The organism is Burkholderia sp. WP9 (genome assembly GCF_900104795.1).
Classification (GTDB): Bacteria; Pseudomonadota; Gammaproteobacteria; order Burkholderiales; family Burkholderiaceae; genus Paraburkholderia.
Window position 1 is genome coordinate 2,612,953 of sequence record NZ_FNTG01000001.1, and the last position, 25,426, is coordinate 2,638,378.

The 25,426-nt window shown below is 63.3% G+C and carries 23 protein-coding genes and 1 pseudogene; 11 read left to right on the forward strand and 13 right to left on the reverse strand.

Annotated elements, in window-relative coordinates:
• Nucleotides 1-173: 173 nt before the first annotated feature.
• The 6 genes from cobA to BLW71_RS11640 all read right to left on the reverse strand — a co-directional run bounded on the left by cobA (nucleotide 174) and on the right by BLW71_RS11640 (nucleotide 6,376).
• Nucleotides 174-929: a uroporphyrinogen-III C-methyltransferase gene (cobA, locus tag BLW71_RS11615; RefSeq protein WP_091796458.1), complete on the reverse strand. Its 756-nt coding sequence runs from the start codon at nucleotides 927-929 to the stop codon at nucleotides 174-176.
• A gap of 54 nt (nucleotides 930-983) precedes the next feature.
• Nucleotides 984-2,297 (reverse strand): sulfate adenylyltransferase subunit 1, encoded by a 1,314-nt coding sequence (locus BLW71_RS11620; RefSeq protein WP_091796459.1) that lies wholly within the window; start codon nucleotides 2,295-2,297, stop codon nucleotides 984-986.
• 21 nt (nucleotides 2,298-2,318) lie between these two features.
• Entirely contained in the window at nucleotides 2,319-3,281 is a 963-nt protein-coding gene (gene cysD, locus BLW71_RS11625) for a sulfate adenylyltransferase subunit CysD (RefSeq protein WP_091796460.1), read from the reverse strand.
• Nucleotides 3,282-3,391: 110 nt separating this feature from the next.
• Nucleotides 3,392-4,138, reverse strand: coding sequence for a phosphoadenylyl-sulfate reductase (locus BLW71_RS11630; RefSeq protein ID WP_091796461.1), 747 nt, complete (start codon nucleotides 4,136-4,138; stop codon nucleotides 3,392-3,394).
• Entirely contained in the window at nucleotides 4,135-4,674 is a 540-nt protein-coding gene (locus tag BLW71_RS11635) for a DUF934 domain-containing protein (protein WP_091796462.1), read from the reverse strand. The genes BLW71_RS11630 and BLW71_RS11635 overlap by 4 nt, the downstream gene beginning before the upstream one ends.
• Before the next feature lie 22 nt (nucleotides 4,675-4,696).
• The gene (locus tag BLW71_RS11640) at nucleotides 4,697-6,376 is read right to left on the reverse strand and encodes a nitrite/sulfite reductase (RefSeq protein WP_091796463.1); all 1,680 of its coding nucleotides are present in this window, start codon (nucleotides 6,374-6,376) and stop codon (nucleotides 4,697-4,699) included.
• A 219-nt stretch (nucleotides 6,377-6,595) separates the two neighbouring features.
• Here BLW71_RS11640 and BLW71_RS11645 point away from each other — a divergent pair, with 219 nt between their 5' ends.
• From BLW71_RS11645 to BLW71_RS11655, 3 genes are all read left to right on the forward strand, one after another.
• Nucleotides 6,596-7,537: a CysB family HTH-type transcriptional regulator gene (locus tag BLW71_RS11645; protein WP_091796464.1), complete on the forward strand. Its 942-nt coding sequence runs from the start codon at nucleotides 6,596-6,598 to the stop codon at nucleotides 7,535-7,537.
• Between the two features lie 34 nt (nucleotides 7,538-7,571).
• Nucleotides 7,572-8,741 (forward strand): ABC transporter substrate-binding protein, encoded by a 1,170-nt coding sequence (locus tag BLW71_RS11650; protein ID WP_091796465.1) that lies wholly within the window; start codon nucleotides 7,572-7,574, stop codon nucleotides 8,739-8,741.
• Between the two features lie 235 nt (nucleotides 8,742-8,976).
• A complete protein-coding gene (locus BLW71_RS11655) occupies nucleotides 8,977-9,237 on the forward strand; it encodes a hypothetical protein (RefSeq protein WP_091796466.1) in 261 nt (86 codons plus the stop codon).
• Between the two features lie 39 nt (nucleotides 9,238-9,276).
• On the opposite strand, the gene BLW71_RS11660 is transcribed toward BLW71_RS11655, so the two are convergent.
• From BLW71_RS11660 to BLW71_RS11685, 6 genes are all read right to left on the reverse strand, one after another.
• A complete protein-coding gene (locus tag BLW71_RS11660) occupies nucleotides 9,277-10,428 on the reverse strand; it encodes a Gfo/Idh/MocA family protein (protein WP_091796467.1) in 1,152 nt (383 codons plus the stop codon).
• A 32-nt stretch (nucleotides 10,429-10,460) separates the two neighbouring features.
• Nucleotides 10,461-11,510 carry a sugar phosphate isomerase/epimerase family protein gene (locus BLW71_RS11665; RefSeq protein WP_091796468.1) on the reverse strand — a complete coding sequence of 350 codons (1,050 nt, stop codon included), beginning with the start codon at nucleotides 11,508-11,510 and terminating at the stop codon, nucleotides 10,461-10,463.
• A gap of 79 nt (nucleotides 11,511-11,589) precedes the next feature.
• Nucleotides 11,590-12,552 (reverse strand): substrate-binding domain-containing protein, encoded by a 963-nt coding sequence (locus BLW71_RS11670; RefSeq protein WP_091796469.1) that lies wholly within the window; start codon nucleotides 12,550-12,552, stop codon nucleotides 11,590-11,592.
• Between the two features lie 99 nt (nucleotides 12,553-12,651).
• A complete protein-coding gene (locus BLW71_RS11675; RefSeq protein ID WP_091796470.1) occupies nucleotides 12,652-13,665 on the reverse strand; it encodes an ABC transporter permease in 1,014 nt (337 codons plus the stop codon).
• Nucleotides 13,646-15,133, reverse strand: a complete 1,488-nt coding sequence (locus BLW71_RS11680; RefSeq protein WP_091796471.1) for a sugar ABC transporter ATP-binding protein — start codon at nucleotides 15,131-15,133, stop codon at nucleotides 13,646-13,648. The genes BLW71_RS11675 and BLW71_RS11680 overlap by 20 nt, the downstream gene beginning before the upstream one ends.
• Before the next feature lie 3 nt (nucleotides 15,134-15,136).
• Nucleotides 15,137-16,216, reverse strand: a complete 1,080-nt coding sequence (locus tag BLW71_RS11685) for a LacI family DNA-binding transcriptional regulator (RefSeq protein WP_091796472.1) — start codon at nucleotides 16,214-16,216, stop codon at nucleotides 15,137-15,139.
• A gap of 281 nt (nucleotides 16,217-16,497) precedes the next feature.
• Between BLW71_RS11685 and BLW71_RS11690 the strand changes: the two genes are divergently transcribed.
• From BLW71_RS11690 to BLW71_RS11715, 6 genes are all read left to right on the forward strand, one after another.
• A complete protein-coding gene (locus BLW71_RS11690) occupies nucleotides 16,498-17,151 on the forward strand; it encodes a protein-L-isoaspartate O-methyltransferase family protein (RefSeq protein ID WP_091796473.1) in 654 nt (217 codons plus the stop codon).
• A gap of 65 nt (nucleotides 17,152-17,216) precedes the next feature.
• Complete coding sequence (locus BLW71_RS11695; RefSeq protein WP_091796474.1) at nucleotides 17,217-17,540, forward strand: rhodanese-like domain-containing protein; 324 nt, start codon at nucleotides 17,217-17,219, stop codon at nucleotides 17,538-17,540.
• A 271-nt stretch (nucleotides 17,541-17,811) separates the two neighbouring features.
• A complete protein-coding gene (locus tag BLW71_RS11700; RefSeq protein WP_091796475.1) occupies nucleotides 17,812-18,279 on the forward strand; it encodes a DUF2844 domain-containing protein in 468 nt (155 codons plus the stop codon).
• A gap of 15 nt (nucleotides 18,280-18,294) precedes the next feature.
• Nucleotides 18,295-19,647: a DUF3443 domain-containing protein gene (locus tag BLW71_RS11705; protein ID WP_091796476.1), complete on the forward strand. Its 1,353-nt coding sequence runs from the start codon at nucleotides 18,295-18,297 to the stop codon at nucleotides 19,645-19,647.
• Nucleotides 19,648-19,793: 146 nt separating this feature from the next.
• On the forward strand, nucleotides 19,794-20,243 hold the full coding sequence (locus tag BLW71_RS11710) for a DUF2844 domain-containing protein (RefSeq protein ID WP_091796477.1): 450 nt from the start codon (nucleotides 19,794-19,796) through the stop codon (nucleotides 20,241-20,243).
• 311 nt (nucleotides 20,244-20,554) lie between these two features.
• Nucleotides 20,555-21,763, forward strand: coding sequence for a DUF3443 domain-containing protein (locus tag BLW71_RS11715; RefSeq protein WP_286161979.1), 1,209 nt, complete (start codon nucleotides 20,555-20,557; stop codon nucleotides 21,761-21,763).
• Nucleotides 21,764-21,845: 82 nt separating this feature from the next.
• Here BLW71_RS11715 and BLW71_RS42210 read toward each other — a convergent pair.
• A pseudogene (locus BLW71_RS42210) lies at nucleotides 21,846-21,954 on the reverse strand (aminotransferase class III-fold pyridoxal phosphate-dependent enzyme); the annotation flags it as partial.
• Between the two features lie 309 nt (nucleotides 21,955-22,263).
• On the opposite strand from BLW71_RS42210, the gene urtA reads away from it, so the two are divergent.
• Nucleotides 22,264-23,562, forward strand: a complete 1,299-nt coding sequence (gene urtA, locus BLW71_RS11720) for an urea ABC transporter substrate-binding protein (RefSeq protein ID WP_091796478.1) — start codon at nucleotides 22,264-22,266, stop codon at nucleotides 23,560-23,562.
• A gap of 201 nt (nucleotides 23,563-23,763) precedes the next feature.
• Entirely contained in the window at nucleotides 23,764-25,425 is a 1,662-nt protein-coding gene (gene urtB, locus BLW71_RS11725) for an urea ABC transporter permease subunit UrtB (protein ID WP_091800736.1), read from the forward strand.
• The last annotated feature ends 1 nt before the right edge of the window (nucleotide 25,426 follow it).

A 25,426-nucleotide genomic window follows, 5' to 3' on the forward strand; every position in this document is an offset into this window, starting at 1 on the left:
CGGTCATCATGAAAACGCTATGAGCGTTACCAGACAAGGGTTTGCGGGGGCGGGGGATTTCCCCGATGTTGCCCCGCACAGGGGCAACGCTAATAGACCGACACGAACTCAAGAAAAGGCCAACACCGCAAGCCAGCAGCAAAAATAGCCAAGAGAAGAAGAACCGAAGAACCTCAAGCCGCGACCAACAACCCATCCGCGGAGCGAACCACCGCACCCTGCCGCGCAGCGAAAGCCTCGCCAATCATCAGCAAACTAGGCTGCGAAGCATCGACCCACTTCTGCGCATCGCCGGCGGCCAGTTCTTCAAGAGTAAGCGAAAGCATCCGCTCCCGCGCAGTAGAACAAGCCTCAACAATAGCCACAGGCGTGGCAACAGACCGCCCAGCCTCAATCAACTGCTGCGCAATCTCAACCCCACTATCCCGGCCCATATAAAACACCAGAGAATCCGCGTTAACCTGCTCGCGAATCTCCTCAGACCCAGGCGCCCGACTAAAAGTAGCCAACGCAACGCTGCGCGACACCCCCCGCAACGTCAGCGACCGCTTCAAAGAAGCAGCACTCGCGAGAGCAGCCGTAATCCCAGGCACAACCTCATACTCGATGCCCGCAGCCTCGAGCGCCCGCATCTCCTCATCAGCGCGCCCGAACAACATCGGGTCCCCGCCTTTAAGGCGCACCACTACGTCATGCTCCATCGCAGCATCCACAATCTGCTTATTGATGAACTGCTGCGCGGTCGACAACTGCCCACAACGCTTCCCAACAGCAATCCGCCGCGCATGCGAAGGCGCATAGTCCAACATAGCCGGCTCGACCAGCGCATCATGCAGCACGACATCAGCCAAACCGAGCAACCGCGCGCCACGCACCGTAATCAGGTCCGCAGCACCCGGCCCTGCGCCGATCAGATAAACCTTACCCATTTGCCTAAACCTGTCCGTTAGGTCGCCAGCACGACGCAGTGACGTGCCAAGCGCTTAAGCTGAAAACGCCCGAATCATCCCAGCCGCAACGGTATGATGCGTCGCCTCATCGATCAGCACGAACGCACCCGTGCCCTGATGCGAGTCGTACACGTCGCACACCAACGGCTTCTGCAACGTCAGCGCCACACGGCCGATATCGTTCATCGTCAGTTCCTTGCGATCGGTCGCCTGCGACAGCGTATGCACGTCGAGCACTTCCTTGATCGCACCGATCCGCGCAAACACCGTGTTGGTGGTCTGCTTCAACAGATACTTGCGTTGCGTCGACAGCGGCGTGTCGTCGAACCAGCAGAGGTCGGCTTCCAGCTTCTTCGCCGGCTCCGGCGCCGCTTCGCGCAGCACGAAGGTGTCGCCGCGCGACACGTCGACGTCTTCCGCCAGACGAATCGTCACCGTTTGACCGGCAAACGCGCGGTCCACCGCAGCCGTACCGCCCGGCACCGGCGCAATGATCTCTGCAACCGTCGCTTCCCGATTGGCCGGCAACACGACGATCGTATCGCCGAGCTTCACTTCGCCGGCTTCCACACGGCCCATGTAGCCGCGGAAATCGTCGGCCTGGCTGCCGTCCTGGCGCGCCACCCATTGCACCGGGAAACGCAACGCCTGGCCCGTCGGTACTTCGACCGGCAGCGCTTCGAGCAGGTCGAGCAGCGGTTCGCCCGCGTACCACGGCATGCTTTCGCTCGCCGTCACGATGTTGTCGCCCTTGAGCGCCGACACCGGCACGAAGCGCACATCGTTCAAGCCCAGTTGACGCGCAAGTTCGACATACGCGTCGCGAATCTCGTTGAAGCGCTGCTCGCTGTAATCGACCAGGTCCATCTTGTTGATCGCGACGATTGCGTGCTGCAAACCCAGCAGCTTGACGATCGCGCTATGACGCTTGGTTTGCGGCAGCAGTTGCGCGACGCCATCCACAAACGTCACGCGCGTCGCGTCGACGAGAATGATCGCTGCGTGGGCGGTCGATGCACCCGTCACCATATTGCGCGTGTACTGCTCGTGACCCGGCGTGTCGGCAATGATGAACTTGCGCTTCGCCGTCGCGAAGTAACGGTATGCGACGTCGATCGTGATGCCTTGCTCGCGTTCGGCTTCGAGGCCGTCCGTCAGCAGCGACAGATCGATTTCATCGCCAACGGTACGCTTATTCTTTGCGCGCGACAGTGCCGAGAGTTGATCTGAAAGCACAGCCTTGCTGTCGTACAGCAGGCGGCCGATCAACGTGCTCTTGCCATCGTCGACGCTGCCCGCGGTAATGAAACGCAGCACGCCGAGGTCTTCTGGTTGATGAATACTCATGATTGCATTGCCCTCGTGTGCTTAGAAATAACCCTGCTTCTTACGCTGTTCCATCGCGGCTTCGGAGACCTGATCGTCCATCCGCGTCGCGCCGCGTTCAGTGATTTCGGTCACGGCCGTTTCGGCGATGATCTTCTCGAGATCATCCGCATCGCTTTCCACCGGGCACGTGCAGCTGATATCGCCGACGGTACGGAAACGCACCAGCGCGGATTCGCTGACTTCGCCTTCACGCATCGGCGTAAGCGGCGTGACGGGCACGAGCAGACCATTGCGGCGCACGATCTCGCGCTGATGCGCATAGTAGATCGACGGCAGTTCGAGCTTTTCACGGGCGATGTACTGCCACACATCGAGTTCGGTCCAGTTCGAGATCGGGAACACGCGCAGGTGTTCGCCGTTATGCAGACGCGCGTTGTACAGGCTCCACAGTTCGGGGCGCTGCGCCTTCGGATCCCACTGGCCGAATTCGTCGCGGAACGAGAATATCCGTTCTTTCGCACGGGCCTTTTCTTCGTCGCGGCGCGCGCCGCCGATCAGCGCGGTGTAGCCATATTGTTCGATGGTTTCGAGCAGCGTCACGGCTTGCGCGGCGTTGCGCGAATCCGTTTCACGGCGCAGACGCACCGTGCCGCGCTTGATCGAATCTTCGACATGACCCACCACGAGTTCAGCGCCGATCTCTTTCGCACGACGATCGCGGAAGTCGATCACTTCCTCGTAGTTGTGACCGGTGTCGATATGCACGAGCGGAAACGGCAGCACGGTCTTGCGATTCGCGCCGATACCGAAGGCCTTCAGCGCGAGGTGCAACACCACGACCGAATCCTTGCCGCCCGAAAACAGCAGCGCGGGCTTGCTGCACTCGGCAACCAGTTCGCGCAGGATGTGAATCGACTCGGCTTCGAGCCAATCGAGGTGATCCATCCGGTCTGCCGTGTTGGCGAGCGGTGCATTGACAGTGGAATCGAGCGTGGTGCTCATGTTTGGGTCCTTCGTTGGTTCGCGTCGCAAGCGGTTGCTCGCGTCGCGGAAGTATTCAAATCGATATGTGCGGCGTGCGGGCCAAAAGCCAAGGCCCGTTCGCTGAAACTTCAGGCCTGGGCGTCCGCGCCACGCTCGACCGCGATCGGCGTAATCGTCGTGATGTGCAGTCCGCATTCCTTCGTATCGCGCGACTCCCACCACCAGCGCCCTGCCCGGCTATCTTCGCCGGGGCGCACGGCGCGCGTACACGGTTCGCAACCGATGCTCGGGTAACCGCGCGCATGCAGCGGATTGACCGGTACGTCGAACGCTTTCAGGTAGGCCCACACTTCGGCCTCGGTCCAGTCAGTCAGCGGATTGAACTTGGCGATGTTGCGCGCGGCGTCATGCTCTTCAGCATGCAACTCAGCACGCGTCACCGATTGCTCGCGACGCTGGCCCGTGACCCATGCGCTGACATCCGACAGCGCGCGGTTCAACGGCTCGACCTTGCGGATTTCGCAGCAGCGCTTGCGCAGATCGACGCTTTCATAGAATGCGTTCAGACCGTGCGAGCCGATGTATTCCTCGACCGCCGCAGCTTGCGGATGAAACTGTTCGATGTCGTAGCCGTAGCGCTCTTTCACGCGATCGAGCATGCCGAGCGTTTCCGCATGCAAACGGCCCGTGTTCAGCGAGAAGATGCCGATCTTCACGCCACGCGAGAGAATCGCGTGCGTGAGCAGCATGTCTTCCGCTGCGAGGCTGCTAGCGAGCTTCACGTTCTCGTGACGCGCGGCGATCGAATCGAGCAGCGCATCGAGGCGCTCGACCTTCGCGGCGAGTTCCGGCGTGAGGGCTTGGACTTCGCTCATGCCGAAGCCTTCGCCAAGTCGCCGGCTTCGCGGCGGCGGAACAGCGGCGACGAATTCACCGCGCCCTGGTAGTTGAAGCTGAATTCGTCGAACGCCTTGAGCGCGTCGTCGAAGTCTTTATCGGCGCGCAGCGCGTAAGCGTCGAAGCCGCAACGGAACATGAACGCGAGCTGATCGCGCAGCACGTCGCCGATCGCGCGCAGTTCGCCCTTGTAGCCGTAACGCTCGCGCAGCAGGCGGCCAATGCTATAGCCGCGGCCGTCGCGAAACACCGGAAAATCCACGCCGATCAGCGCGATCTTGTCGAAGTCGGCGACGATATCCGCCGGCTCGCTGTCCGGCGCGAGCCACACGCCGATTTCAGCGGCACTGCGCGAAGCGCTCAGTGCATCACGCTGAGCCTGCCACAACGCGAGCGGCACCAGCACCTTGCCTGCGGGCAATTCGTTCACCGCGGGCAGCGTGCCGTCTTCCGCCGGGCGCACGACCGTCCAGTCATCGTTGACGATCGCGCGATTCTTGATGATAGAAGCCATCTGTTCAGTATCCTTTTCGCGGTTACGCGTGAGCCGGTTGACGCGAGGCGTACACGCGTTCCTTGAACGGGGTGATGCCGATGCGGTTATACGTTTCGATGAAGCGCTCGCCTTCGTGGCGGTTTTCCACGAACGTATCGATCACCTTGCTGATCACGTCCGGCATTTCTTCCGCCGAGAACGACGGGCCGATCACGCGGCCGAGGTGCGCGCCTGTAGCGCCCGTACCCTGCTCGCCGCCGAGCGTCACCTGGTACCACTCCGAGCCGTCCTTATCGACGCCCAGAATGCCGATGTTGCCGATATGGTGGTGCCCGCACGCATTGATACAGCCCGAGATGTTCAGCGAGACGTCGCCCAGGTCGTACACGTAGTCCAGATCGTTGAAACGCTCCTGGATGGCGAGCGCAATCGGAATCGACTTCGCATTCGCGAGCGAGCAGAAGTCGCCGCCCGGGCACGCGATGATGTCCGTCAGCAAACCGATGTTCGGCGTCGCGAAACCTTGCGCCTTGGCCTTTTCCCACAGCGCGAACAGGTCGCGCTTCTTGACGTTGGCCAGAATCAGGTTCTGTTCGTGCGACACGCGGACTTCGCCGAGCGAATACTCGTCGGCCCAATCGGCGACCGCTTCCATCTGCGCGTCCGTTGCGTCGCCCGGGGCGATCGTGGTCGGCTTCAAGGACAAGGTCACCGAAGCATAGCCCGACACCTTGTGCGGACGAACGTTACGCTCGACCCAACGGGCGAACGCGCGGTTTTCCAGCAGATGCTTTTCGTACGAAGCGTCCGTATCCGCGAGCTTTTCGTAGACCGGCGGCTGGAAGTATTGCGACACGCGATCCACTTCGGCTTGCGTAAGCGTCGAAGGACCGTCCTTCAGGTGCTGCCATTCTTCTTCGACTTGCGCCGAGAACTTCTCCGGGCTCAACGCCTTCACGAGAATCTTGATCCGCGCCTTGTACATGTTGTCGCGGCGGCCGTAGCGGTTATACACGCGCAGCACGGCTTCGCAATACGTCAGCAGATGTTGCCACGGCAGGTCCTTGCGGATGATCGCGCCGATGATCGGCGTGCGGCCCATGCCGCCGCCGGCCAGAATGTCGGCCAGCAGCTCGCCCTGCTCGTTCTTCTTCAGATACACGCCCATGTCGTGAATCTGCACGGCAGCGCGGTCTTCTTTCGAACCGGACACGGCGATCTTGAACTTGCGCGGCAGCCACGCGAATTCGGGGTGGAACGTCGACCATTGACGCAGAATTTCGGCCCACGGACGCGGATCGACCACTTCATCCGGCGCCACGCCTGCGAACTGGTCGGCGGTGATGTTGCGGATACAGTTGCCCGAAGTCTGGATGCCGTGCATTTGCACCGCGGCGAGCTTGCGCAGGATCTCCGGCGTTTCTTCGAGCTTGATCCAGTTGTACTGGATGTTCGAACGCGTCGAGAAGTGGCCGTAACCGCGGTCATGCTCGCGCGCGATCTGCGCGAGCACGCGCATCTGGTCGCTGCGCAGGTTGCCGTACGGAATCGCAATGCGGTGCATGTACGCGTGACGCTGCATATACAGGCCGTTCTGCAGGCGCAGCGGACGAAACTCCTCTTCGCTCAATTCGCCCGACAAGCGGCGGCGAACCTGATCGGCGTACTGCGCGACCCGTTCATCGACGATGGTCTGGTCGTACTGATCGTATTGGTACATTCGGGGACCCCAATTTTTGCAGTGATACGCAGCGGTCCGGTTCCGCCACGCCTTGAATACCTCTCTTTGTCAGCAGCCGCAGATGAACGTTTAGACCCATCGCTCATTTGCTTATGACAAACACAGATATCCATATTGAAAAAGATGGACAGATCGTAATAAACTCGCCTTATATTTCAAACGACTAAAAAATTCTTTTGATATGCGGAGGGGTTATATATGAACCTACACCAGTTCCGCTTCGTCCGAGAGGCAGTGCGGCAGAATTTCAACCTGACGGAAGCCGCGAAAGCCCTGTTTACAAGCCAGCCAGGCGTTTCGAAGGCGATCATCGAGCTGGAGGACGAGCTCGGCGTGGAAATCTTCACACGACACGGCAAGCGGGTGCGCTCGCTGACCGAGCCGGGGCGCATCATTCTTCAGTCGGTTGAGAAGATTCTGCAGGAAGTCGAGAGCCTCAAACGGGTCGGTAAAGATTACGCGGCGCAGGATCAGGGCAATCTGGTGATCGCCGCCACCCACACCCAGGCGCGCTACTCGCTGCCCGCCGCGATCGCCGAATTCAAGAAGCGCTTTCCCAAGGTCCACCTTTCGATTCTGCAAGGCAGCCCGACTCAGGTCGCCGAAATGGTGATCCACGACCAGGCCGACCTCTGCATCGCCACCGAGGCGATCTCCAACTATAAGGAGCTGGTCTCGCTGCCGTGCTTCCAGTGGCACCACGTGGCCGTCATGCAACCGGATCATCCGCTGCTCGACCGCAAACTTTTGTCGCTGGATGATCTGACCCAGTATCCGCTGATCACCTACGACAACGCGTTCGCCGGCCGCACCAAGATCAACGAGGCGTTCCGCCTGCGTGGTCTGCATCCGGACATCGTGTTGGAGGCGATCGACGCCGACGTGATCAAGACCTATGTGGAACTGGGTCTGGGCGTCGGCATCATGGCGGATATCGCGTTCAACGCCGAGCGCGACCGTCATTTGCGCGCCATGCCGGTCGGGCACCTGTTCGGCAGCAACGTGACACGGGTCGCGCTGAAACAGGGTGCCTATTTGCGCAGCTATGTGTATACGCTCGTCGAACTGCTGTCGCCGAGCATGAACCGAAAGCTGATCGAGCAGGCGCTCAAGGGCGAACACGAGACCTACGAACTTTGATATCACCACCGCTTCCTGCTACGGAGACCCTTTGATGACGTCGTATAAGAAAAAATTCAGCGGCCTCACCGCCGCTTTAGGTTTTGGCGCGCTCCTGCTCGCCACCGCTGCCCACGCCGACATCAAGGTCGGCATCGACCTGTCGAGCACCGGCCCGGCGGCCGTGATCGGCATCACCAGCAAGAACGCCATGCTGATGTGGCCCGCCACCATCGCCGGCCAGAAAGCCGACTACATTTTCCTCGACGACGCCTCCGACCCGGGCGCCGCCGTGCGCAACATCCGCAAGCTGATCAACGAAGACCACGTGGACGTGATCGTCGGCCCGAACATCACGCCGGCGGCCATGGCCGCGCTCGATCCGGTCGCCGAGAGCCAGACACCGATGATCACGCTGATCGGCTCGGCGAGCGTGGTCGAGCCGCAGGAAGGCAAGAAGGTGTGGGCCTACAAGATGGCGCAGACCGACAGCGCGATGGCCGACGTGATGACGCGCTACATGTCGAACCACAACGTGAAGACAGTGGGTTTCATCGGTTTCGCGGACGGCTACGGCGAAAGCTGGCTGAACGAGTTCAGCAAGTTCGCGGCGCTGCGCCATATCCAGCTGGTCGCCACCGAGCGCTATAACCGTACCGACGCGAGCGTGACCGGCCAGATCCTGAAGCTGATGGCCGCCAAGCCGGACGCAATCCTGATCGCGGGCGCCGGCACGCCGACGGTACTGCCGCAACGCACGCTGATCGAGCGCGGCTTCAAAGGCCCGATCTATCAGACGCATGGCATCGCGACGCCCGAGTTCATCAAGCTGGGCGGCAAGGACGTGGAAGGCACGCTGTTCCCGACCCAGCCGGTCGTGGTGGCGCGCACGCTGCCGGCCGATCATCCGGCGAAGAAAGCGGCGCTCGCCTTTACGAACGAATATGAAGCGAAGTACGGCCCGGGCAGCGTGACGCAGTTCGCGGGCGACGCGGCGGGTGTGTATCCGCGCTTGCAGGATGCCGTGGCCCGTGCGCTGAAGACGGCGCAGCCGGGCACGCCGGCGTTTCGTACGGCGCTGCGTGACGAGCTGGAACATGCGCATGAACTGGTCGTGCCGAACGGCGTGGTCAACACAAGCGCGAAGGATCACGTAGGTTTGGATCAACGCGCGAGCGTGATGGGCGTGATCAGGAACGGCAAGTTCGTTTATTTGAGCCAGTAAGCCATGCAGTGAGACCGCCGCCCGTGCCGCCGGGCGGCAGGTGTCCGCGGCGTGATGACGTGGTCGGCGCCGATACACGTGGCGGCGCCGTCCACGGTGCACAAAAGTCGTGCGAACAGGCTGCGGCGCAACTTGCGGCTCCGCCCGCAACCAGGCGGCGAGACCGAGACGCTGGCGCGTTCGGCCGACGAAGTTGCTAAAGTAGCAGTCTTTCCCCGATCAGCAGTCCCACACCATGCGCACCACCCGAGCCATCCACGCCGTCGAGCGGCTGAAAACGCGCAGCGGCAATCCGCAGTTCGCCGCGATCAGCCTTTCTGGCGGCCTGTTCTATCTGGTCGACAAATCGAGCGGCACGGACAAGAAAGTCTCCGACCCGCTGACGCTCGACGACTTCGTCAAATTCGTCGACGCTTTCGGCCCGCCGAAGCCGCGCAAGGCGAGCAAGCTGGATATCGCGTTCGAAGAGCAGATCAAGAAGAGCAAGGGCGGTTGAGCGGGGCGACTGCTCCGCGCCCATAGCCGTATCAACGCCTCACGCGTTGCCAATCTCGCGCCACTGCCCATCCGCCGCGCTACTCGCGAGCATCGCCTCGATAAAGCGCAAACCCGACACTCCGTCTTCCACCGTCGTGAGCAACCGGCTTTCGGCGGGCAACGCGCGCCCCGCGTCCAGCGCTTCGATCTGCAACGCCGCGTCTTTGTACAACTGCGCGAACGCTTCCAGATAACCTTCGGGATGCCCTGGCGGCACACGCGTCGCATGCGCCGCGATCGCGCTCTTCACGCGCCCTCGCGTCAGGCGCTCAGCCTCGCCGCCCAACGGCGTGAACCACAATTCGTTCGGATTCTCCTGGTCGAAACTCAAACCCGCCTTCGTCCCATACACGCGCAAACGCAATGCATTCTCCGCGCCGCTCGCCACCTGGCTCGCCCATAGCATGCCGCGCGCGCCGTTCGGATAGCGCAGCATGGCCTGCACGTGATCGTCGATGCGGCGTCCAGGCACAAAGGTATGCACTTCCGCCGCCAACGCATGCGGCGTCATGCCCGTGACGAACGCAGCAAGGTGATAAGCATGCGTACCGATATCGCCGAGACATCCCGCCGGACCCGCTAACGCCGGGTCCGTGCGCCACCCGGCCTGCTTGTTCGTGCCGCTCGTTTCGATCGGTTCCGCCAGCCAGTCCTGCGCATATTCGACCTGCACCACACGTATCTCGCCGAGCTCGCCTCGTTCGATCAACTCGCGGGCATGACGTGCCAACGGATAGCCCGAATACGTATGCGTCAACGCAAACAGCTTGTTCTTCTTGTGAGCCAGTTGGGCCAGCGCTTCGCCTTCGGCCAGTGAAATCGCCAGCGGCTTGTCGCACACGATATGGATACCGGCTTCGAGAAACGCCGTCGCCACTGGTGCGTGAAGATGATTCGGCGTGACGATCGCCACCGCGTCGATGCCATCATCGCGCGCGGCCTCGGCGCGCGCCATCTCGCGCCAGTCAACATAGCTGCGCGCGATGCCGGCCTCGGCGGCGCTCGCCTGCGCGCGTTGCGGATCGGACGACAGCGCGCCCGCCACCAGTTCGAACCGATCGTCGAGCCGCGCCGCGATCCGATGCACCGCGCCGATAAACGCGCCCTGCCCGCCGCCGACCATCCCTAGCCTGAGCCTTCGTTGTGCCATCGTCCCCGCTCCTTTGCGTTGGCTCGCCGCCGTCAGATGCCGAGCACGCGTTTTAACTGCGCGGCGTCCACACCGCTTCCGGCGAAATCGTCGAATGCATGCTCGGCCACGCGGATGATGTGGCGGCGAATGAACTCCGCGCCTTCGCGCGCGCCGTCGTGCGGATGCTTCAGCGCGCACTCCCATTCGAGCACGGCCCAGCCGGGGAAATCGTATTGCGCCATCTTCGAGAAGATCGCGCCGAAATCGATCTGGCCGTCGCCGAGCGAGCGGAACCGGCCCGCACGTTCGACCCAACCGCTGTAGCCGCCATACACGCCTTGCTTGCCGGTCGGACGAAACTCCGCGTCCTTCACATGGAACGCCTTGATGCGTTCGTGATAGATGTCGATGAACGCGAGGTAGTCCAGTTGCTGCAACACGAAATGACTCGGGTCGTAGAGGATGTTGGCGCGCGCATGCTGCTTGACCGCATCCAGAAAACGCTCGAAGGTCACGCCGTCGTGCAGGTCTTCGCCCGGGTGCAGTTCGTAGCACACGTCCACGCCGGCTGCGTCGAACGCGTCGAGAATGGGCGTCCAGCGGCGCGCGAGCTCGTCGAACGCGGCTTCCACGAGACCGGCCGGCCGCTGCGGCCACGGGTACAGATATGGCCACGCCAGCGCCCCGGAAAACGATACGTGCGTGGTCAAACCCAAACGCTGCGAGGCCTTCGCCGCGAGCTTCATCTGCTCGATCGCCCACTGCGTGCGCGCGGCCGGATCGCCTCGCACCTGCGGCGCGGCAAAGCCGTCGAACAGCGCGTCATAGGCCGGGTGCACGGCAACGAGCTGTCCTTGCAGATGCGTCGACAGTTCGGTGATCGTCACGCCCAAGTTGTCCACGGTCTCGCGCAACTCGTCGCAATAGGTCTGGCTCGACGCCGCCTGTTCGAGATCGATCAGGCGGCTGTCGCACGGCACCTGAATCCCTTTGAAGCCGAGACCCGCGGCCCATTCGGCAAGATGCGCGAGGTTGTCGAACGGCACCTCGTCACCCATGAACTGGGCGAGAAAGATAGCCGGCCCTTGGATGGTTTTCATCGTACGGCTCCTCGAACGGGGGCGCGCGCGCCGTGCCGCCCACTGCACGACATCAGGCAGCGCGCCCCGGATGCTGGGATCAGAACGGCGAGTCCGGGAAGTAGAACTGCTGCGCGTTTTCCTTCGTGATCAGCACCGACGGAATGATCGTCGTGGGCGGCAGCTTCTCGCCCTTCAGGCGAGCTTCGGCGGTGAGCTTGATGGCGTCGTAGATGAATTTTGGTGAATACGATACGTCCGCCTTGATCATCGGCGCGCCGTCCATCACGTTCTTCACCATGCCCTTCGAGCCCGCGCCGCCGAACACGATCTTGATGTCGGTGCGTTTGGCCTGTTCGATCGCCTTGATCACGCCCACCGCCATGTCGTCGTCCGCGGCCCAGACGGCGTCGATATGCTTGAAGCGCGTCAGGTAATCCTGCATGACCTTGAACGCGTCGTCGCGATTCCAGTTCGCGTACTTGGCGTCGAGAATCTTCATGTCCGGATAGTTCTTGATCACGGTCGTGAACGCGGTCCAGCGTTCGTTGTCGAGCGTGGTCGGAATGCCGCGCAGCGCGACGATGTTGCCTTTGCCGCCCAGCTCCTTGGCCAGAAACTCGGCGGGGATCTTGCCGAACGCGGTGTTGTCACCGGCAACATACGCATCCTGCGCGCTGGTGTCGGTCAGCCCGCGATCCACCACCGTCACGTACACGCCTTTCTTCTTCACCTGCGCGACCGGTTGCGTGAGCGAAGCCGATTCGAACGGGAAGATCACGAGCGCGTTGATCTTGTTGACCGTCACCAGATCCTGCAACTGGTTCGCCTGTTCGGGCGCGCCGGCCGCGGTCTTCACGATCACTTTCAGATCGGGATGCGCTTTCTCCAGATCGGTCTTGGCTTTATTCGCCCACCAGACAATGCCGCCCGTAAAACCGTGGTCGGCTGTTGGAATCGCGACGCCCAGCGTGACTTTTTCATCGGCGCGCGCGACATTCGCCGTTCCCAGTATTCCCAACGCCAGCATGCCGGCGCCGACCGCTCGAAGGACCTGCTTCATGGTTATGTCTCCTTGTGTGAGGCGTTCGTGCGCCCCGATCTCAACTCACCGTTACTGCAGTTTGAAGCGCAGTTTGAAGCACAATCTGAAGCACCACTGCTACCGCCGTCCACGTTGTACGAACGCGACGAAGATAATCACCACGCCCTGCACCGCCGCGTTCAGATACACGCTGATGATGCTGGTCAGATTCAGAATGTTCGCGATCACCGACAGCAGGATCGCGCCGATCACCGTACCGATCACGCGCCCTTCGCCGCCCTTGAGCGCCGTGCCGCCGACCACCACCGACGCGATCGCCTCGAGCTCCCACAGCAAACCGGTAGTCGGCGTGGCGGACCCAAGCCGCGGCACATACAACACGGTGGCGACGCCCACGCAAATGCCGAGCAGCACGTAGGTGACGATCTTCACGGTGTCGACGCGAATCGCCGCATAGCGCGCGACCTGTTCGTTCGAACCGATCGCCTGCACGTGCCGGCCGAACGCCGTGCGGTTGAGAATCAGCGCGCCGCCCGCCGCGACCACCAGAAACACCCAGATCGGCACCGGCACGCCGAACAGGCTCGCGTAATAGACCGGGCCGTACAGGTCGGAAAGCGCGTTATCCAGCGTTAGCGCGCCACCGTCGGCGAGCCAGGTCAGCACCGCGCGAAAAATGCCCAACGTGCCGAGCGTGACGATGAACGGCTCGATCCGCCCTTTGGTAATCAGCAAGCCGTGCGCGCAGCCGAACAGCCCGCCGAGCACGAGCGCGAACACGATGCCGAGTGTGAGGATCATCAGCGGCGGGAAGGTATGCCCGCCGACGCCCGCCGCAAGTCCGTTCATCAGCCAGATCATGCTGCCCGCGATCAGCGCCGCCATCGAGCCGACCGAGAGATCGATGCCGCCCGAGATGATCACGAAGGTCATGCCGACCGCGATGATGCCGATGAACGACGTGCGCGTGAGCACGTTCATCATGTTGTCGAGCGTGGCGAAATCGCGGTTGAGCAGCGTGCCGACAATGCACAGCACGATCAGTCCAACCAGCGGACCGAGCGCATACAGCCGATGCGCGAAGCGCAACGCGCGGCCGGATTGGACGGCTTCAGTGGGTGCCGGTCGCATGGGCGATCAACTCCTCTTCGGTCAGATGCTCGAGCGTCAGCGTGGCTTGCAGGCGTCCCGCGCGCATCACGGCGACGCGGTGGCACAAGCCGATCAGCTCGATCAGTTCGGATGAAATGACGATCACCGCGCGGCCCTGCGCGGCGAGACGATGGATCAGGAAATAGATATCGCGTTTCGCGCCGACATCCACGCCGCGAGTCGGCTCGTCGAGCACGATCACATTCGGCTCCGGCTGCAGAAATTTGGCGAGCGCGAGCTTCTGCTGATTGCCGCCGGAGAGCATGCGCGCGCGGCTCGACAGATCGCCGGTGCGAATGCCGAATTCGCTCACGGCTTTCGTCAACGCGGCGCGCCCCGCCTTCATGTCGAGCAGCGGATGCGCGTAGCGTTCGAGCGTCATCAGCGTGACGTTGTCCTGCAGGCTCAGGTTCACGTGCAGGCCTTTGCCCTTGCGATCCTCGCTCAGATAGGTGAGGCCGTGTTGCATCGCGTCGCGCGGGCTTGTCAGATCGGCGGGACGGCCGGCGATCTCGATGCGACCCGCCGTGCGTTTGCGCAGGCCGATGATCGCTTCGAACGCCTCGGTGCGGCCCGCGCCCACCAGTCCCGCGAAACCGAGCACTTCGCCCGCGCGCACGTCGAAGCTCAGGTCCTCCACCCAGTCCGGCACGACGAGCCCTTGAACCTTCAGCGCGACCGGCGCGTCGGCGGGCACGGTGATTTTCTCGGGGAACATGTCGGACACGTCGCGCCCGACCATCAGGTTCGCCATCTGCTGCCGCGCGAGTCCGGCGGTTTCGCTGCGGGCGACGAAGCGGCCGTCGCGCATCACGATCACTTCGTCGGTAATGCGCTCCACTTCGTCGAGCTTGTGCGAAATGTAGATGATGGTCACACCGTCGGCCTTCAGCTTCGCCATCAGCGTGAAAAGGCGCTCGGTTTCAGAAGGCGTGAGCGTCGCCGTCGGTTCGTCCATGATGAGCAGGCGCGCGCGGCGCGAGAGCGCCTTGGCGATCTCCACCATCTGCTTTTCCGCGACGATCAGTTCGCGCACCTTCGTGTCCGGCGCTTTCTCCAGACCGACCTGCGCGAGATAACGGGCGGCCTCGGTGTTCATCGCCGCATCGTCGACGAACCAGCCGCGCTTCTTTTCATGGCCGAGGTACATATTCTGCGCGATCGTCAGATGCTCGGCGAGATTGAACTCCTGGTGAATCAGCACGATGCCTTGCGCTTCGGCATCGCGCGAACCGGTGAACTGCTGCGGGTGGCCGTCGACCAACAAGCTGCCCGACGTGGCGGTTTCATAGCCGGCGAGGATTTTCATCAGCGTCGATTTGCCCGCGCCGTTCTCGCCGAGCAGTCCGTAGATGCGCCCCGGCGCGAGATCGAAGCTCACGCCGTGCAGCACGCGCACAGGGCCGAAGTCTTTGCGGATATCGTCGAAACGGATCGCGAGGCTCATGACTCAGGCGCTCCCGCGAATCACGAGCCGGTGCGGCAACAGCACACCCGGCACGTTCGCCAACGGATTGGCGAGCCGCTGCAGCAACAGCCGCGCGGCGGTTTCGCCCAGCTCGCGCATGGGCTGCGCGATGGTGGTGAGGGGCGGATCGATCTGCGCGGCAAGCGAAATATCGTCGAAGCCGACCACCGCGATATCGTCGGGCACACGCTTGCCGACGCTGCGCAAGCCGTGAATCACGCCGATTGCGAGCGTGTCCGAGACCGCGAAGATCGCGCTCGGCGCGTGCGGCTGATTCATCAGCGTGGCCGCGGCCGAGGCGCCCGCTTCGTAATCGAGGCTGTTCAGGTTCATGCGCCAGCATTCGTCCGGCGTGATGCCCGCTTCGGTCAGCGCATCCAGATAGCCCTGCTGACGCTGGCGCGCGTACAGGTAATCGACATCGGAATTGATCAGGCCGATGCGGCGGTGGCCGCGCGCGAGCAGATGCCGGACGGCGTCGCCGGCGGCCCGGTAGTTGTCGATGCCCACGTACGGCACGCCCATTGCCGGGTCGAACTCGCAGCACGCAACCCACGGCAGCGCGCTCGACGCCTCGCCGAGCGCCTGCTGGATGGTGGCCGGATCGAGACAGATCGCGCCGTCCGCGCGGCGGCGGCGCAGCAGATCGAAGTAGCTGCGCTCGCGCCCCGGATCGGCGCCCGTGTCGCACAGCAACATGAAGTAGCCGTGCTGGCGGGCCACGCTGTCGATGCCGCGCACGATCTCCGCGTAAAACGGGTTGCCCACGTCCGGAACCATGGTCAGCAGCAGGCGGCTCTCCGCCGTGCGCAGGTTGCGCGCGAGTTCGTTGACGCGGTAGCCGCTGGCGTCGATGGCGGCCAGCACCTTGTCGCGCGTGGCGGGCCGCACGTTCTCGTGGCCGTTCAGCACGCGCGACACCGTGGCCACCGAAACGCCCGCCTGCTCGGCGACGCCGGCAATCGAAATGCCTTCGGCCGCGCCGCGCGCCGGCCGGCCGCCGGGCTGGGGACGCGCCTCGGACACCACTGCGGGAGCCTTGCTGGACGTCGATCTGGACAAGTGAACATGCCTCGAAAATGTAATCGATTACATTTTTGAGCGATCGATGAGGGAAGCGCAAGGCCCGATCGCTAGGGATTAACACGGGGGGCGGCGTGGCCCCGCAGCGCCGCATTCCGGTGTGGCGGCGGGCGGCGCCCTGCCCGCCCGAGCGCGAATCGGCATGGTCATTTGGTACAATCCCGCAGTTACCCTGACGTGCCTTGCGTGCCGAGTTGTCGTGCGAGGCCCCCGGTCAGTGGCACATCGCAAACTCGCCAAACCACAGAGCCGAATCCACCATGAACATCGAGCAAGCGCGTTTCAACATGATCGAACAGCAGATCCGCCCCTGGGAAGTGCTCGACCAGGACGTGCTGAATTTGCTGTCGATCGTCAAGCGTGAGAACTTCGTCCCCACCGTCTATCGCGACCTGGCCTTCGTCGATTTCGAAGTGCCGCTGCCGGCCGGTCAGCACATGCTGGCGCCGCGCGTCGAAGCGCGCGTGCTGCAGGAACTGGCGGTGAAGAAACACGAAAGCGTGCTCGAAATCGGCGCGGGCTCGGGTTACATGGCCGCGTTGCTCGCGCACCGCGCGCAGCACGTGCTGACGGTCGACATCGAACCCGAACTGGCGGAACTGGCGAAAACCAACCTGATCGCCAACGGTGTGCTGAACGCCGAAGTCGCCACCGGCGACGCTTCGCGCGGCTGGGCCGGCGCCGCGCCGTACGACGTGATCTGCGTGTCGGGCGGCCTGCCGGTACTGCCGCAGGAAATTCTCGATCAACTGAAGATCGGCGGCCGTCTGGCGGCGTTCGTCGGCACCGCGCCGGTCATGAAGGCGCAGATCATTACGCGTATCGACGAGAAGCAGTACCGCATTGCCGACGTGTTCGAAACGTATGTCGAGCCGCTCATCAACGCGGTGCAGCCGTCGCGTTTCAAGTTCTGATTGACGCATTGATCCGGACGGCCGGCATGGCCGCCGTCCTCTGAATTGAACTGGATGTCCTGCTGATGCAAAACCTGACCGCTCCGGCGCTCGCCGAATGGCTCGCCGACACCTCGCGTCCCGCGCCCGTCCTGCTCGACGTGCGCGAGCCGTGGGAAATCCAGACGGCGTCCATCGCCGGCGCCGTGTCGATCCCCATGCGTGAGATTCCCGCGCGCAGCGAAGAACTCGACGACGACGCGCAAATCGTCTGCGTCTGCCACCACGGCGCGCGCAGTGCCCAGGTCGCGATGTTCCTCGAGTCGCGCGGCCATACCAACGTGTTCAATCTGCAAGGCGGAATCGACGCGTGGTCGCGTCAGGTGGATCCGTCCGTTCCGACCTACTGATCAATCAGCCGCAATGAGGTGTTAGTGCGGCCGTGAGGAACGGCTGCTCTAATACTGGCTTGCGAGCTTTCGCGTTACGCGGACGGGCCAACGGCCTTTGTGCGCTTCTTTTGCTTCTCCCGCTTTCCCCGCTTCCAGCTTGCACCCTTTGGCGCAGAGCTAACGTCACGCTTTCATTGCGCTGCTTCGCGCGTTCTCTTAGGAAATTTCATACGGTTTCCTGAACATCTCACAGGCACCATGCTTCGACCTTTTTTGGGGAAGCAATGTGATGAGATTTTTGAAGATCGCGATGCTGGCCGCAACCTTGCTGCCGCTTATCTCGCATGCAACGTTGGGCGGTGCGCCGTCCGCCGGCACATCCTCTGCGCCACTGCTGCGCGCCGTACCGCAGTCCGCCGTCGCGACGCCAGTTCAACCAGCGAACGCAGCGCGCTACTCCCTGCACCAGTCAATCGACGCCAACGGCGTGACCCTTCGCGAATACGTCCTGCCCGGCAACGTCGTGTTCGCGGTCTCGTGGGACGGTCCCATTCGTCCTGATATGGCAGCGCTGCTCGGCAGCTATTTCCCGAACTTCGTCAACGCCGCGCAAAGCCGCACGCGAGGCACCGGGCCATTGGTCGACGGCAACGACGATTTCCGGGTCGAGTCCACTGGCCGCCTCGGGCGCTTCAGCGGCATGGCCTGGTTGCCTCGCCTGATGCCCGCCGGCGTCGGTCCGGGCGATCTGCAATAGGGCACGCGTCGAGCTATGAGAAAACAAACCATGAACACATTGAAGAAGACACTCTGCCTGGCGGCGGCCATTGCGGGAGTCGCGCTTTCCGCATGCGGCGGCGGCGGAAACGCCAGCGGCAACCAGAGCGGCAACTCGATCGGCTGGAACGCCACCCCTGACTGGATCCCACCACCGAACGGCTCAGGCGGTTCCGGCAACTCCGGCAATTCGGGTAACGCGACGCCCCCGGCCACCGGCGACAACACGGTGCCGGTTAGCGTCGACGCCTCGACGGGCAACGTGAACCGGCTGTTCGCATCGATTACGGTCTGCGTGCCGGGCGCCCAGAGCGCGCAGGTCGCGGGCCAGTGCGTGAGCGTCGACAAGATGCTGGTCGATACCGGCTCGACCGGCGTGCGCATTGCAGCCCGCGCACTCCCCACGCTGGCGCCTCAGTTGCTCACGCAAGCGGGCGCGGTCGACGATCCGGTCGGCTCCGCGCCGATAGTCGAATGCATGCCGTTTGCCTCGGGTTTCACGTGGGGTTCGGTCAAACGCGCGGACATTACGATCGGCAGCAAGACGGCGAGTAATATTCCGATCCAGCTGATCTCCGATGGTGCGTTCGCCGTCCCCGACGATTGTGTCGCGCACGGCGGCGGCGACATGGGCGCCGCCCTCGACGCCATGGGGGTGAACGGCATTCTCGGCATCGACAACTTCACGAGCGATTCCGCGGACGCCGTAACCACCGCGATACCCGGCAACTACTATTACTGCCCGTCGCAAAACCGTTGCATCAGCACGCGCGTGAAGGCGAGCCAGGAAGTCATGAACCCGGTTGCGGGATTCGCGAGGGACAACAACGGCACGGTCATCCGCCTGCCTGCCGTGCCGGCTGGCGGCCAGGCCAGCGTTACGGGTCTATTGGTGTTCGGCGTCGGCACGCAGCCGAACAATGCGTTGCCGGCCAATGCCACGGTCGTTGCAGTGGACAAATACGGCACGTTCACGACCCAGTACCAGGGGCGCGTGTTCAATCGCAGCGCGATCGACAGCGGCACCTTGAGCTACGCTTTCCCCGATAGCGCCATCCCCGTATCCGCCGCCGGCTTATACACGCCGACGGGCACGTTGAACCTGAGCGCCACCATCGACCCCACCAACGGAAAAGGCTCGCCGCTCCAGATGCCATTTTCGGTCGGCAACGCCGCCAGTCTCATGGCGAGCGGTTACGCAGCGTTTAACAACATTGGTCAGTACTTCTCGAATAGCCACAACAATATGTTCTTGTGGGGGCTGCCGTTCTTCTATGGCCGCGACGTCTACACCGTGATTGGAAACGCGAAGGTCGGCAACCAGACTGGGCCGTTCGTCGCGTTCTGACGACTGAGCAGCCAACTGAGACAGGAGGCGTTGCTCTCGCGTAGCGCCTCCTTACGCCATTTCCGATTTTTCATTCAGACTTTTCCGGCAATCCCAATAACGCCCCGCTGGCACCATGCTCCGACCTGTTTTCGTGGAGCAATGTGATGAATTTTGTGAAGGTCGCACTGGCCGCTGCGGCACTGTTACCGCTCGCGTCTTATGCGGCGTTGGGCGGTGCGCCCAATGCAGGGGCGACGCCGCAACCGTTGCTCCGCGCGGCGAGCTCTAACGCTGCTTCCGCTTCCATGCCTTATACCGTGCGCCCGTCGCGTGACCCCAATGGTGTGACGGTGCGCGAATACGTGCTGCCGTCGAACGTCGTGTTTGCGGTCACGTGGGACGGCCCGGTGCGGCCGGATATGAGCGCGTTGCTCGGCAGCTATTTCCCCAGCGCGGTTGCCGCCAGCGCAGTGCGGGCTCGCGGCACGGGTCCGTTGATCGAGCGCAATGGCGACTTCCAGATCGAGTCGGCAGGCGCGCCGGGGCACGCGTCCGGCAAGGCATTCCTGCCGCGCCTCGTCCCCGCCAATGTTCGCGTGGAAGATCTGCAATGAAGCAGCGGGTCGAGCCACGAATCACAAGAAACATGAAAACACTCAACCAATCCCTTTGTTTCGCCATCCTGACTGCCAGTGTCGTTCTGTCCGCCTGCGGCGGTGGAGGTGGTGGCGACAGCAGTGACTCGAATGCGATGCAGGACAAGGGCAACCCGGCGCCGGTCTCGCCGACGCCGGGCCCTGCTCCGTCGCCTGCACAAAATCCGGCGCCGACGCCAAGTCCCGCGCCTTCGCCGAGCTCCGCTTCGAGCCCAACGCCCACGCAGACTCCCAGCCCGGCACCGACGCCCGCGCCGAAGCCCACTCCGATGCCGCGTCCGACTCCGACTCCGACTCCAACTCCGACTCCAACTCCGACGCCATCGCCATCGCCATCGCCAACGCCATCGCCATCGGCCGACGTCAACACCGTCCCGATCACCGTCGAACGATGGACGGGAAATTACGCCAACCAGCCCTACGTAACCGTCACCATCTGCATCCCTAGTGTGCAGGGCGCGAGCCAATGCGCAACGATCGACCACATGCTGGTCGACACCGGTTCGGCAGGCGTGCGTGTGCTGGCGAGCGCGTTGGGCCCGGCGCTCTCGGGTCGTTTGCCGGCGCAAACCGGCGCCACCGACGATCCCACCAGCGCAGCCCCGATTGCCCAATGCGCGCAGTTTGCGTCAGGTTATGCGTGGGGGCCGATCAGGCGCGCCGACGTAACGATCGGCGCCAAGGCAGCAGGCAACCTGCCGATCCAGGTGATCGGCGACAGCGCGTATGCCACGCCCGCCGATTGCGCATCGGTGGGGCTCGGGAACATCGGCACGGTGACCGATCTCGGCGCCAATGGCGTGGTCGGCATCAGTTCCGCGGTACGCGACTTTCCGCTCGCGGCCCAATATGCCTTGTCGGCCACTTACTACTACTGTCCGTCCACGGGTTCGTGCAAAGGCACACGCGTGCCGCTCGACACGCAGGTCATGAACCCCGTCGCCAACTTCACTTCGGACAACAACGGCACGATCATCCGTCTGCCTGCCCTGCCTGCGGGCGGCCAGCCAAGCGCCACCGGCGAACTGGTGTTCGGCATTGGCACGCAACAGAACAACAGGCTGTCGTCGAATGCCAATATCATTGCGCTCGACGGCAACGGCTTCTTCACGACGGCGTACAAGGGCTCGCTGTTCGGAAGGGGGGTGATGGATAGCGGGTCGAACACGAACACTTTCCAGGATCGCTCGATCCCGTTCGACTCGTGGGGACGTTACACGCCGTCGACCGCACTCAGCCTGTCCGCCATACTCAAACCCAACAGCGGAGCGGCGGCGTCCGCAACCGTACCGTTCCAGGTAGCCAATACGGCGAACCTGATGAACGGCCAATACGCAGCGCATGACGATCTGGCCGTCTATACGTCGCTTTCCAGTTACTTTATCTGGGGCCTGCCGTTCTTCTTCGGCCGCGACGTCTACACCGCTTTGAACGGCACCCAGGTCGGCGCGCAGACTGGCCCCTTCGTCGCGTTCTGAACTCGGCGATCTAATCGATAAGGCTGGCGCCCCGCAAATCGCCGGCCTTCTTTCATACCGCGGTCTCCGAAACGCCGCGCTACTAGTCCACCTCCCTCAACACCTCGGCCACCGCCCCACAGGATCTCCCCGATCTGCGCCTCCTCGACGATCAACGGCGGCGAGAACGCCAGGATATCGCCTGTATAGCGCGACGGCGCATGCACAAAGGCGCGGCGCAGATGCACCGTCGACGCCCGTTGGCGGATACGCACGCTTCGTTGCGGCGCGGCGCGCACCTGAACGAGGCGCATGGTTCGATCCTGCACCAATTTCGCGCCGCAATCCGCATGAACCGGCCAGCCGGTAGCCGCGATGCAGCATGCCATGCACGACCTTCGAGTCGAATTTACTGCATGGCATGTGGCTTGCAGTACACAAGCGGCAAGTCATGCGGGATAAGCCCTGCTGGCTGAAATCGACGCCCATAAACAGTCACCATCAATGGCAAGGGGATATACATGAAACGTCGCAGTCTGTTGAAGTTCGGCTCCATGTCGGGCGCGCTGGCGCTTGCTGGTCAGGTTCCGTTCGCCCATGCGCAGTCGGGTAGCGGCCCGATCAAGGTAGGTATCCTGCATTCGCTGTCGGGCACGATGGCGATCTCGGAGACTTCCCTCAAAGACACCGCGTTGATGACCATTGCGGACATCAACAAGAACGGCGGCGTGATGGGCCGTCAACTGGAGCCGGTGGTGGTCGACCCGGCATCGAACTGGCCGCTCTTCGCCGAGAAAGCGCGTCAGCTGATCACGCAGGACAAGTGCGCCGTGGTGTTCGGCTGCTGGACCTCGGTGTCGCGCAAATCGGTGCTGCCGGTGTTCGAGGAACTGAACGGCCTGCTGTTCTACCCGGTCCAGTACGAAGGCGAAGAAATGTCGCGCAACGTGTTCTACACGGGCGCAGCGCCGAATCAGCAGGCGATTCCGGCGACCGAATATCTGATGAGCGCGGAAGGCGGCGGCGCCAAGCGCTTCTTCCTGCTGGGCACCGACTATGTGTACCCCCGCACGACCAACAAGATCCTGCGCGCGTTCCTCAAGTCGAAGGGCGTCCAGGAAGCCGACATTCAGGAGGTCTACACGCCGTTCGGCCATAGCGACTACCAGACCATCGTCGCGAACATCAAGACTTTCTCGCAAGGCGGCAAGACCGCGGTGATCTCCACGGTGAACGGCGACTCGAACGTGCCGTTCTATAAGGAACTCGGCAACCAGGGGCTGAAGGCGTCTGACGTGCCGGTGGTCGCCTTCTCGGTCGGCGAGGAAGAGTTGCGCGGTATCGATACGAAGCCGCTGGTCGGCAACCTCGCGGCGTGGAATTACTTCATGTCGCTGCGCAACCCGGCCAACGAAAAGTTCAAGAAGCAATGGGCCGCATGGGTCGCGCAGAACAACCTGCCGGGTGGCACCAAGCGCGTGACCAACGACCCGATGGAAGCGACCTTCGTCGGCATCCATATGTGGAAACAGGCGGTCGAGAAGGCCAAGAGCACCGAAGTCGACAAGGTCCGCGTGGCGATGGTCGGCCAGACGTTTGCGGCGCCTTCGGGCTTCACGCTCGAAATGGACGGCAATCACCACCTGCACAAGCCGGTGATGATCGGCGAAGTGCGCGCCGACGGCCAGTTCAACGTGGTGTGGCGGACCAAGACCGCGATTCGCGCGCAGCCGTGGAGCCCGTTCATTGCCGGCAATTCGAGCAAGCCGGACGTGGTCAGCTCGATCCCGGCGTTCCTGAAGCGTTCGCGCGTCGCCTGACAGGAAGGCGTGCCGTGACGGCGACGTCGGCCGGCATGGCACGCCGATGCAATCCCGCGACAGGCGCGCCGACCGCGCCTGCGTTCGTGCCGTGATCCGCCGTCCCGACGGCACGACTTTCGCGCGCGGCAATTCGACGGCGCAGCTGCGGCGCTTGCCCACATGCCGCGCCGCTCCGCCGGTTTTTCTTCAAAGGCCACCATGGCGTTCTCATTTCTCAGGTCCACACGAACACTGGCGCAAAAACTGTCGCTGCGGCTCGCGCAGCGCGGCGTGACCGGTGTCGCGCTCGTGCTCCTCGCGGGCGCACCGCTGAGCGCTTTCGCGCTGACGCAAGCCGATGTGGCGCCGCTTGCCGGCGACGACTTCGATGCGAAATCCGCCGCCATCGACAAACTGATCGCCAATCACGACAAAGAGTCGATGGCGGTGCTCAAGGCGCTGTCCGACGACAGCGCGCTCGCCACCGATTCGGGCGCCGTGCTGCTGCAGGACGGCGACACCGCGAAGGACGCGGTCACCGGCAAGACCGTCGCCGCGGGCGATGCCCAGCCGGTCACGCTGAACAATCTGCTGCGCTCGAAAGTGGCCGGCGCGCTGTCGGGCCTGCAACTCGATTCGCCGGACAAGGCGACACGTGAAGCCGCGATCATCGCGCTGCTGCAGAACCCGGATCCGTCGATCAAACCGCTCGTCGACGCAGCTCGCGCAAAGGAAACCGATCCCGCGCTGAAGAAGCGCCTCGACACTTTGTGGGCGATGACCGCGCTGCACGACGCCGACCCCGCCAGGCGCCTCGAAGCCGTGCAACTGGTCGCCGCGCGCCACGACCTCGACATGAACGAGCTGCTGCGGCCGATCGTCGCGAAGAAGCCGGACGGCACCTTCGTGGAAGCCGACGACCGCGTGCGCGCCGCCGCGCAAAGCGGCATTGACGAACTCGACGCGATCCAGCGCCGCAGCCAGATCGCCGGCACGCTGTTCGCGGGCCTCTCGCTTGGCAGCGTGCTGCTGCTCGCCGCGCTGGGCCTTGCCATCACCTATGGGTTGATCGGCGTGATCAACATGGCGCACGGCGAATTCCTGATGATCGGCGCGTACGCGACCTATGTGGTGCAGAACCTCTTTCAGCGCTTCGCGCCCGGCGCGTTCGACTGGTATCCGCTGCTTGCCATTCCGGCCTCGTTCGTCGCCGCGGGGCTGGTGGGCATCGTGCTCGAACGGCTGGTGCTGAAGCATCTGTACGGCCGCCCGCTCGAAACGCTGCTGACCACCTTCGGCGTCAGCCTGATCCTGATTCAGGCGACGCGCATGCTGTTCGGCGCGCAGAACGTGCAGGTGGTCAACCCGGCGTGGATGAGCGGCGGCGTCACCGTGCTGCCCAATCTGATCCTGCCGTACAACCGGCTGGCGATTCTCGCGTTCTCGCTGATCGTGGTCGGCATCGCGTGGGCCGTGCTCACCAAGACGCGGCTCGGCCTGTTCGTGCGCGCCGTGACGCAGAACCGGCGCATGGCGGCCTGTGTCGGCGTGAAGACCGCACGGGTCGATTCGTATGCGTTCGCGTTCGGCGCGGGCATTGCCGGTCTGGGCGGCTGTGCGCTCTCGCAGATCGGCAACGTCGGACCGGACCTCGGCCAGAGTTACATCATCGATTCGTTCATGGCCGTGGTGCTGGGCGGCGTCGGCCAGTTGGCCGGCACGGTGATCGGCGGCTTCGGCCTCGGGCTCATCAGCAAGGCGATCGAACCGTTCTGGGGCGCGGTGCTCGCGAAGATCGCGGTACTCGTGCTGATCGTGTTGTTCATCCAGAAGCGTCCGCAGGGCATGTTCGCCCTCAAGGGCCGTAGCGCGGAGGCATGAG

Bases quoted from the DNA above. Each gene is read 5' to 3' on its own strand.
- cobA (WP_091796458.1), bottom strand. From the start codon at position 929: ATGGGTAAGGTTTATCTGATCGGCGCAGGGCCGGGTGCTGCGGACCTG.
- BLW71_RS11620 (WP_091796459.1), bottom strand. From the start codon at position 2,297: ATGAGTATTCATCAACCAGAAGACCTCGGCGTGCTGCGTTTCATTACC.
- cysD (WP_091796460.1), bottom strand. From the start codon at position 3,281: ATGAGCACCACGCTCGATTCCACTGTCAATGCACCGCTCGCCAACACG.
- BLW71_RS11630 (WP_091796461.1), bottom strand. From the start codon at position 4,138: ATGAGCGAAGTCCAAGCCCTCACGCCGGAACTCGCCGCGAAGGTCGAG.
- BLW71_RS11635 (WP_091796462.1), bottom strand. From the start codon at position 4,674: ATGGCTTCTATCATCAAGAATCGCGCGATCGTCAACGATGACTGGACG.
- BLW71_RS11640 (WP_091796463.1), bottom strand. From the start codon at position 6,376: ATGTACCAATACGATCAGTACGACCAGACCATCGTCGATGAACGGGTC.
- BLW71_RS11645 (WP_091796464.1), top strand. From the start codon at position 6,596: ATGAACCTACACCAGTTCCGCTTCGTCCGAGAGGCAGTGCGGCAGAAT.
- BLW71_RS11650 (WP_091796465.1), top strand. From the start codon at position 7,572: ATGACGTCGTATAAGAAAAAATTCAGCGGCCTCACCGCCGCTTTAGGT.
- BLW71_RS11655 (WP_091796466.1), top strand. From the start codon at position 8,977: ATGCGCACCACCCGAGCCATCCACGCCGTCGAGCGGCTGAAAACGCGC.
- BLW71_RS11660 (WP_091796467.1), bottom strand. From the start codon at position 10,428: ATGGCACAACGAAGGCTCAGGCTAGGGATGGTCGGCGGCGGGCAGGGC.
- BLW71_RS11665 (WP_091796468.1), bottom strand. From the start codon at position 11,510: ATGAAAACCATCCAAGGGCCGGCTATCTTTCTCGCCCAGTTCATGGGT.
- BLW71_RS11670 (WP_091796469.1), bottom strand. From the start codon at position 12,552: ATGAAGCAGGTCCTTCGAGCGGTCGGCGCCGGCATGCTGGCGTTGGGA.
- BLW71_RS11675 (WP_091796470.1), bottom strand. From the start codon at position 13,665: ATGCGACCGGCACCCACTGAAGCCGTCCAATCCGGCCGCGCGTTGCGC.
- BLW71_RS11680 (WP_091796471.1), bottom strand. From the start codon at position 15,133: ATGAGCCTCGCGATCCGTTTCGACGATATCCGCAAAGACTTCGGCCCT.
- BLW71_RS11690 (WP_091796473.1), top strand. From the start codon at position 16,498: ATGAACATCGAGCAAGCGCGTTTCAACATGATCGAACAGCAGATCCGC.
- BLW71_RS11695 (WP_091796474.1), top strand. From the start codon at position 17,217: ATGCAAAACCTGACCGCTCCGGCGCTCGCCGAATGGCTCGCCGACACC.
- BLW71_RS11700 (WP_091796475.1), top strand. From the start codon at position 17,812: ATGAGATTTTTGAAGATCGCGATGCTGGCCGCAACCTTGCTGCCGCTT.
- BLW71_RS11705 (WP_091796476.1), top strand. From the start codon at position 18,295: ATGAGAAAACAAACCATGAACACATTGAAGAAGACACTCTGCCTGGCG.
- BLW71_RS11710 (WP_091796477.1), top strand. From the start codon at position 19,794: ATGAATTTTGTGAAGGTCGCACTGGCCGCTGCGGCACTGTTACCGCTC.
- BLW71_RS11715 (WP_286161979.1), top strand. From the start codon at position 20,555: ATGCCGCGTCCGACTCCGACTCCGACTCCAACTCCGACTCCAACTCCG.
- urtA (WP_091796478.1), top strand. From the start codon at position 22,264: ATGAAACGTCGCAGTCTGTTGAAGTTCGGCTCCATGTCGGGCGCGCTG.
- urtB (WP_091800736.1), top strand. From the start codon at position 23,764: ATGGCGTTCTCATTTCTCAGGTCCACACGAACACTGGCGCAAAAACTG.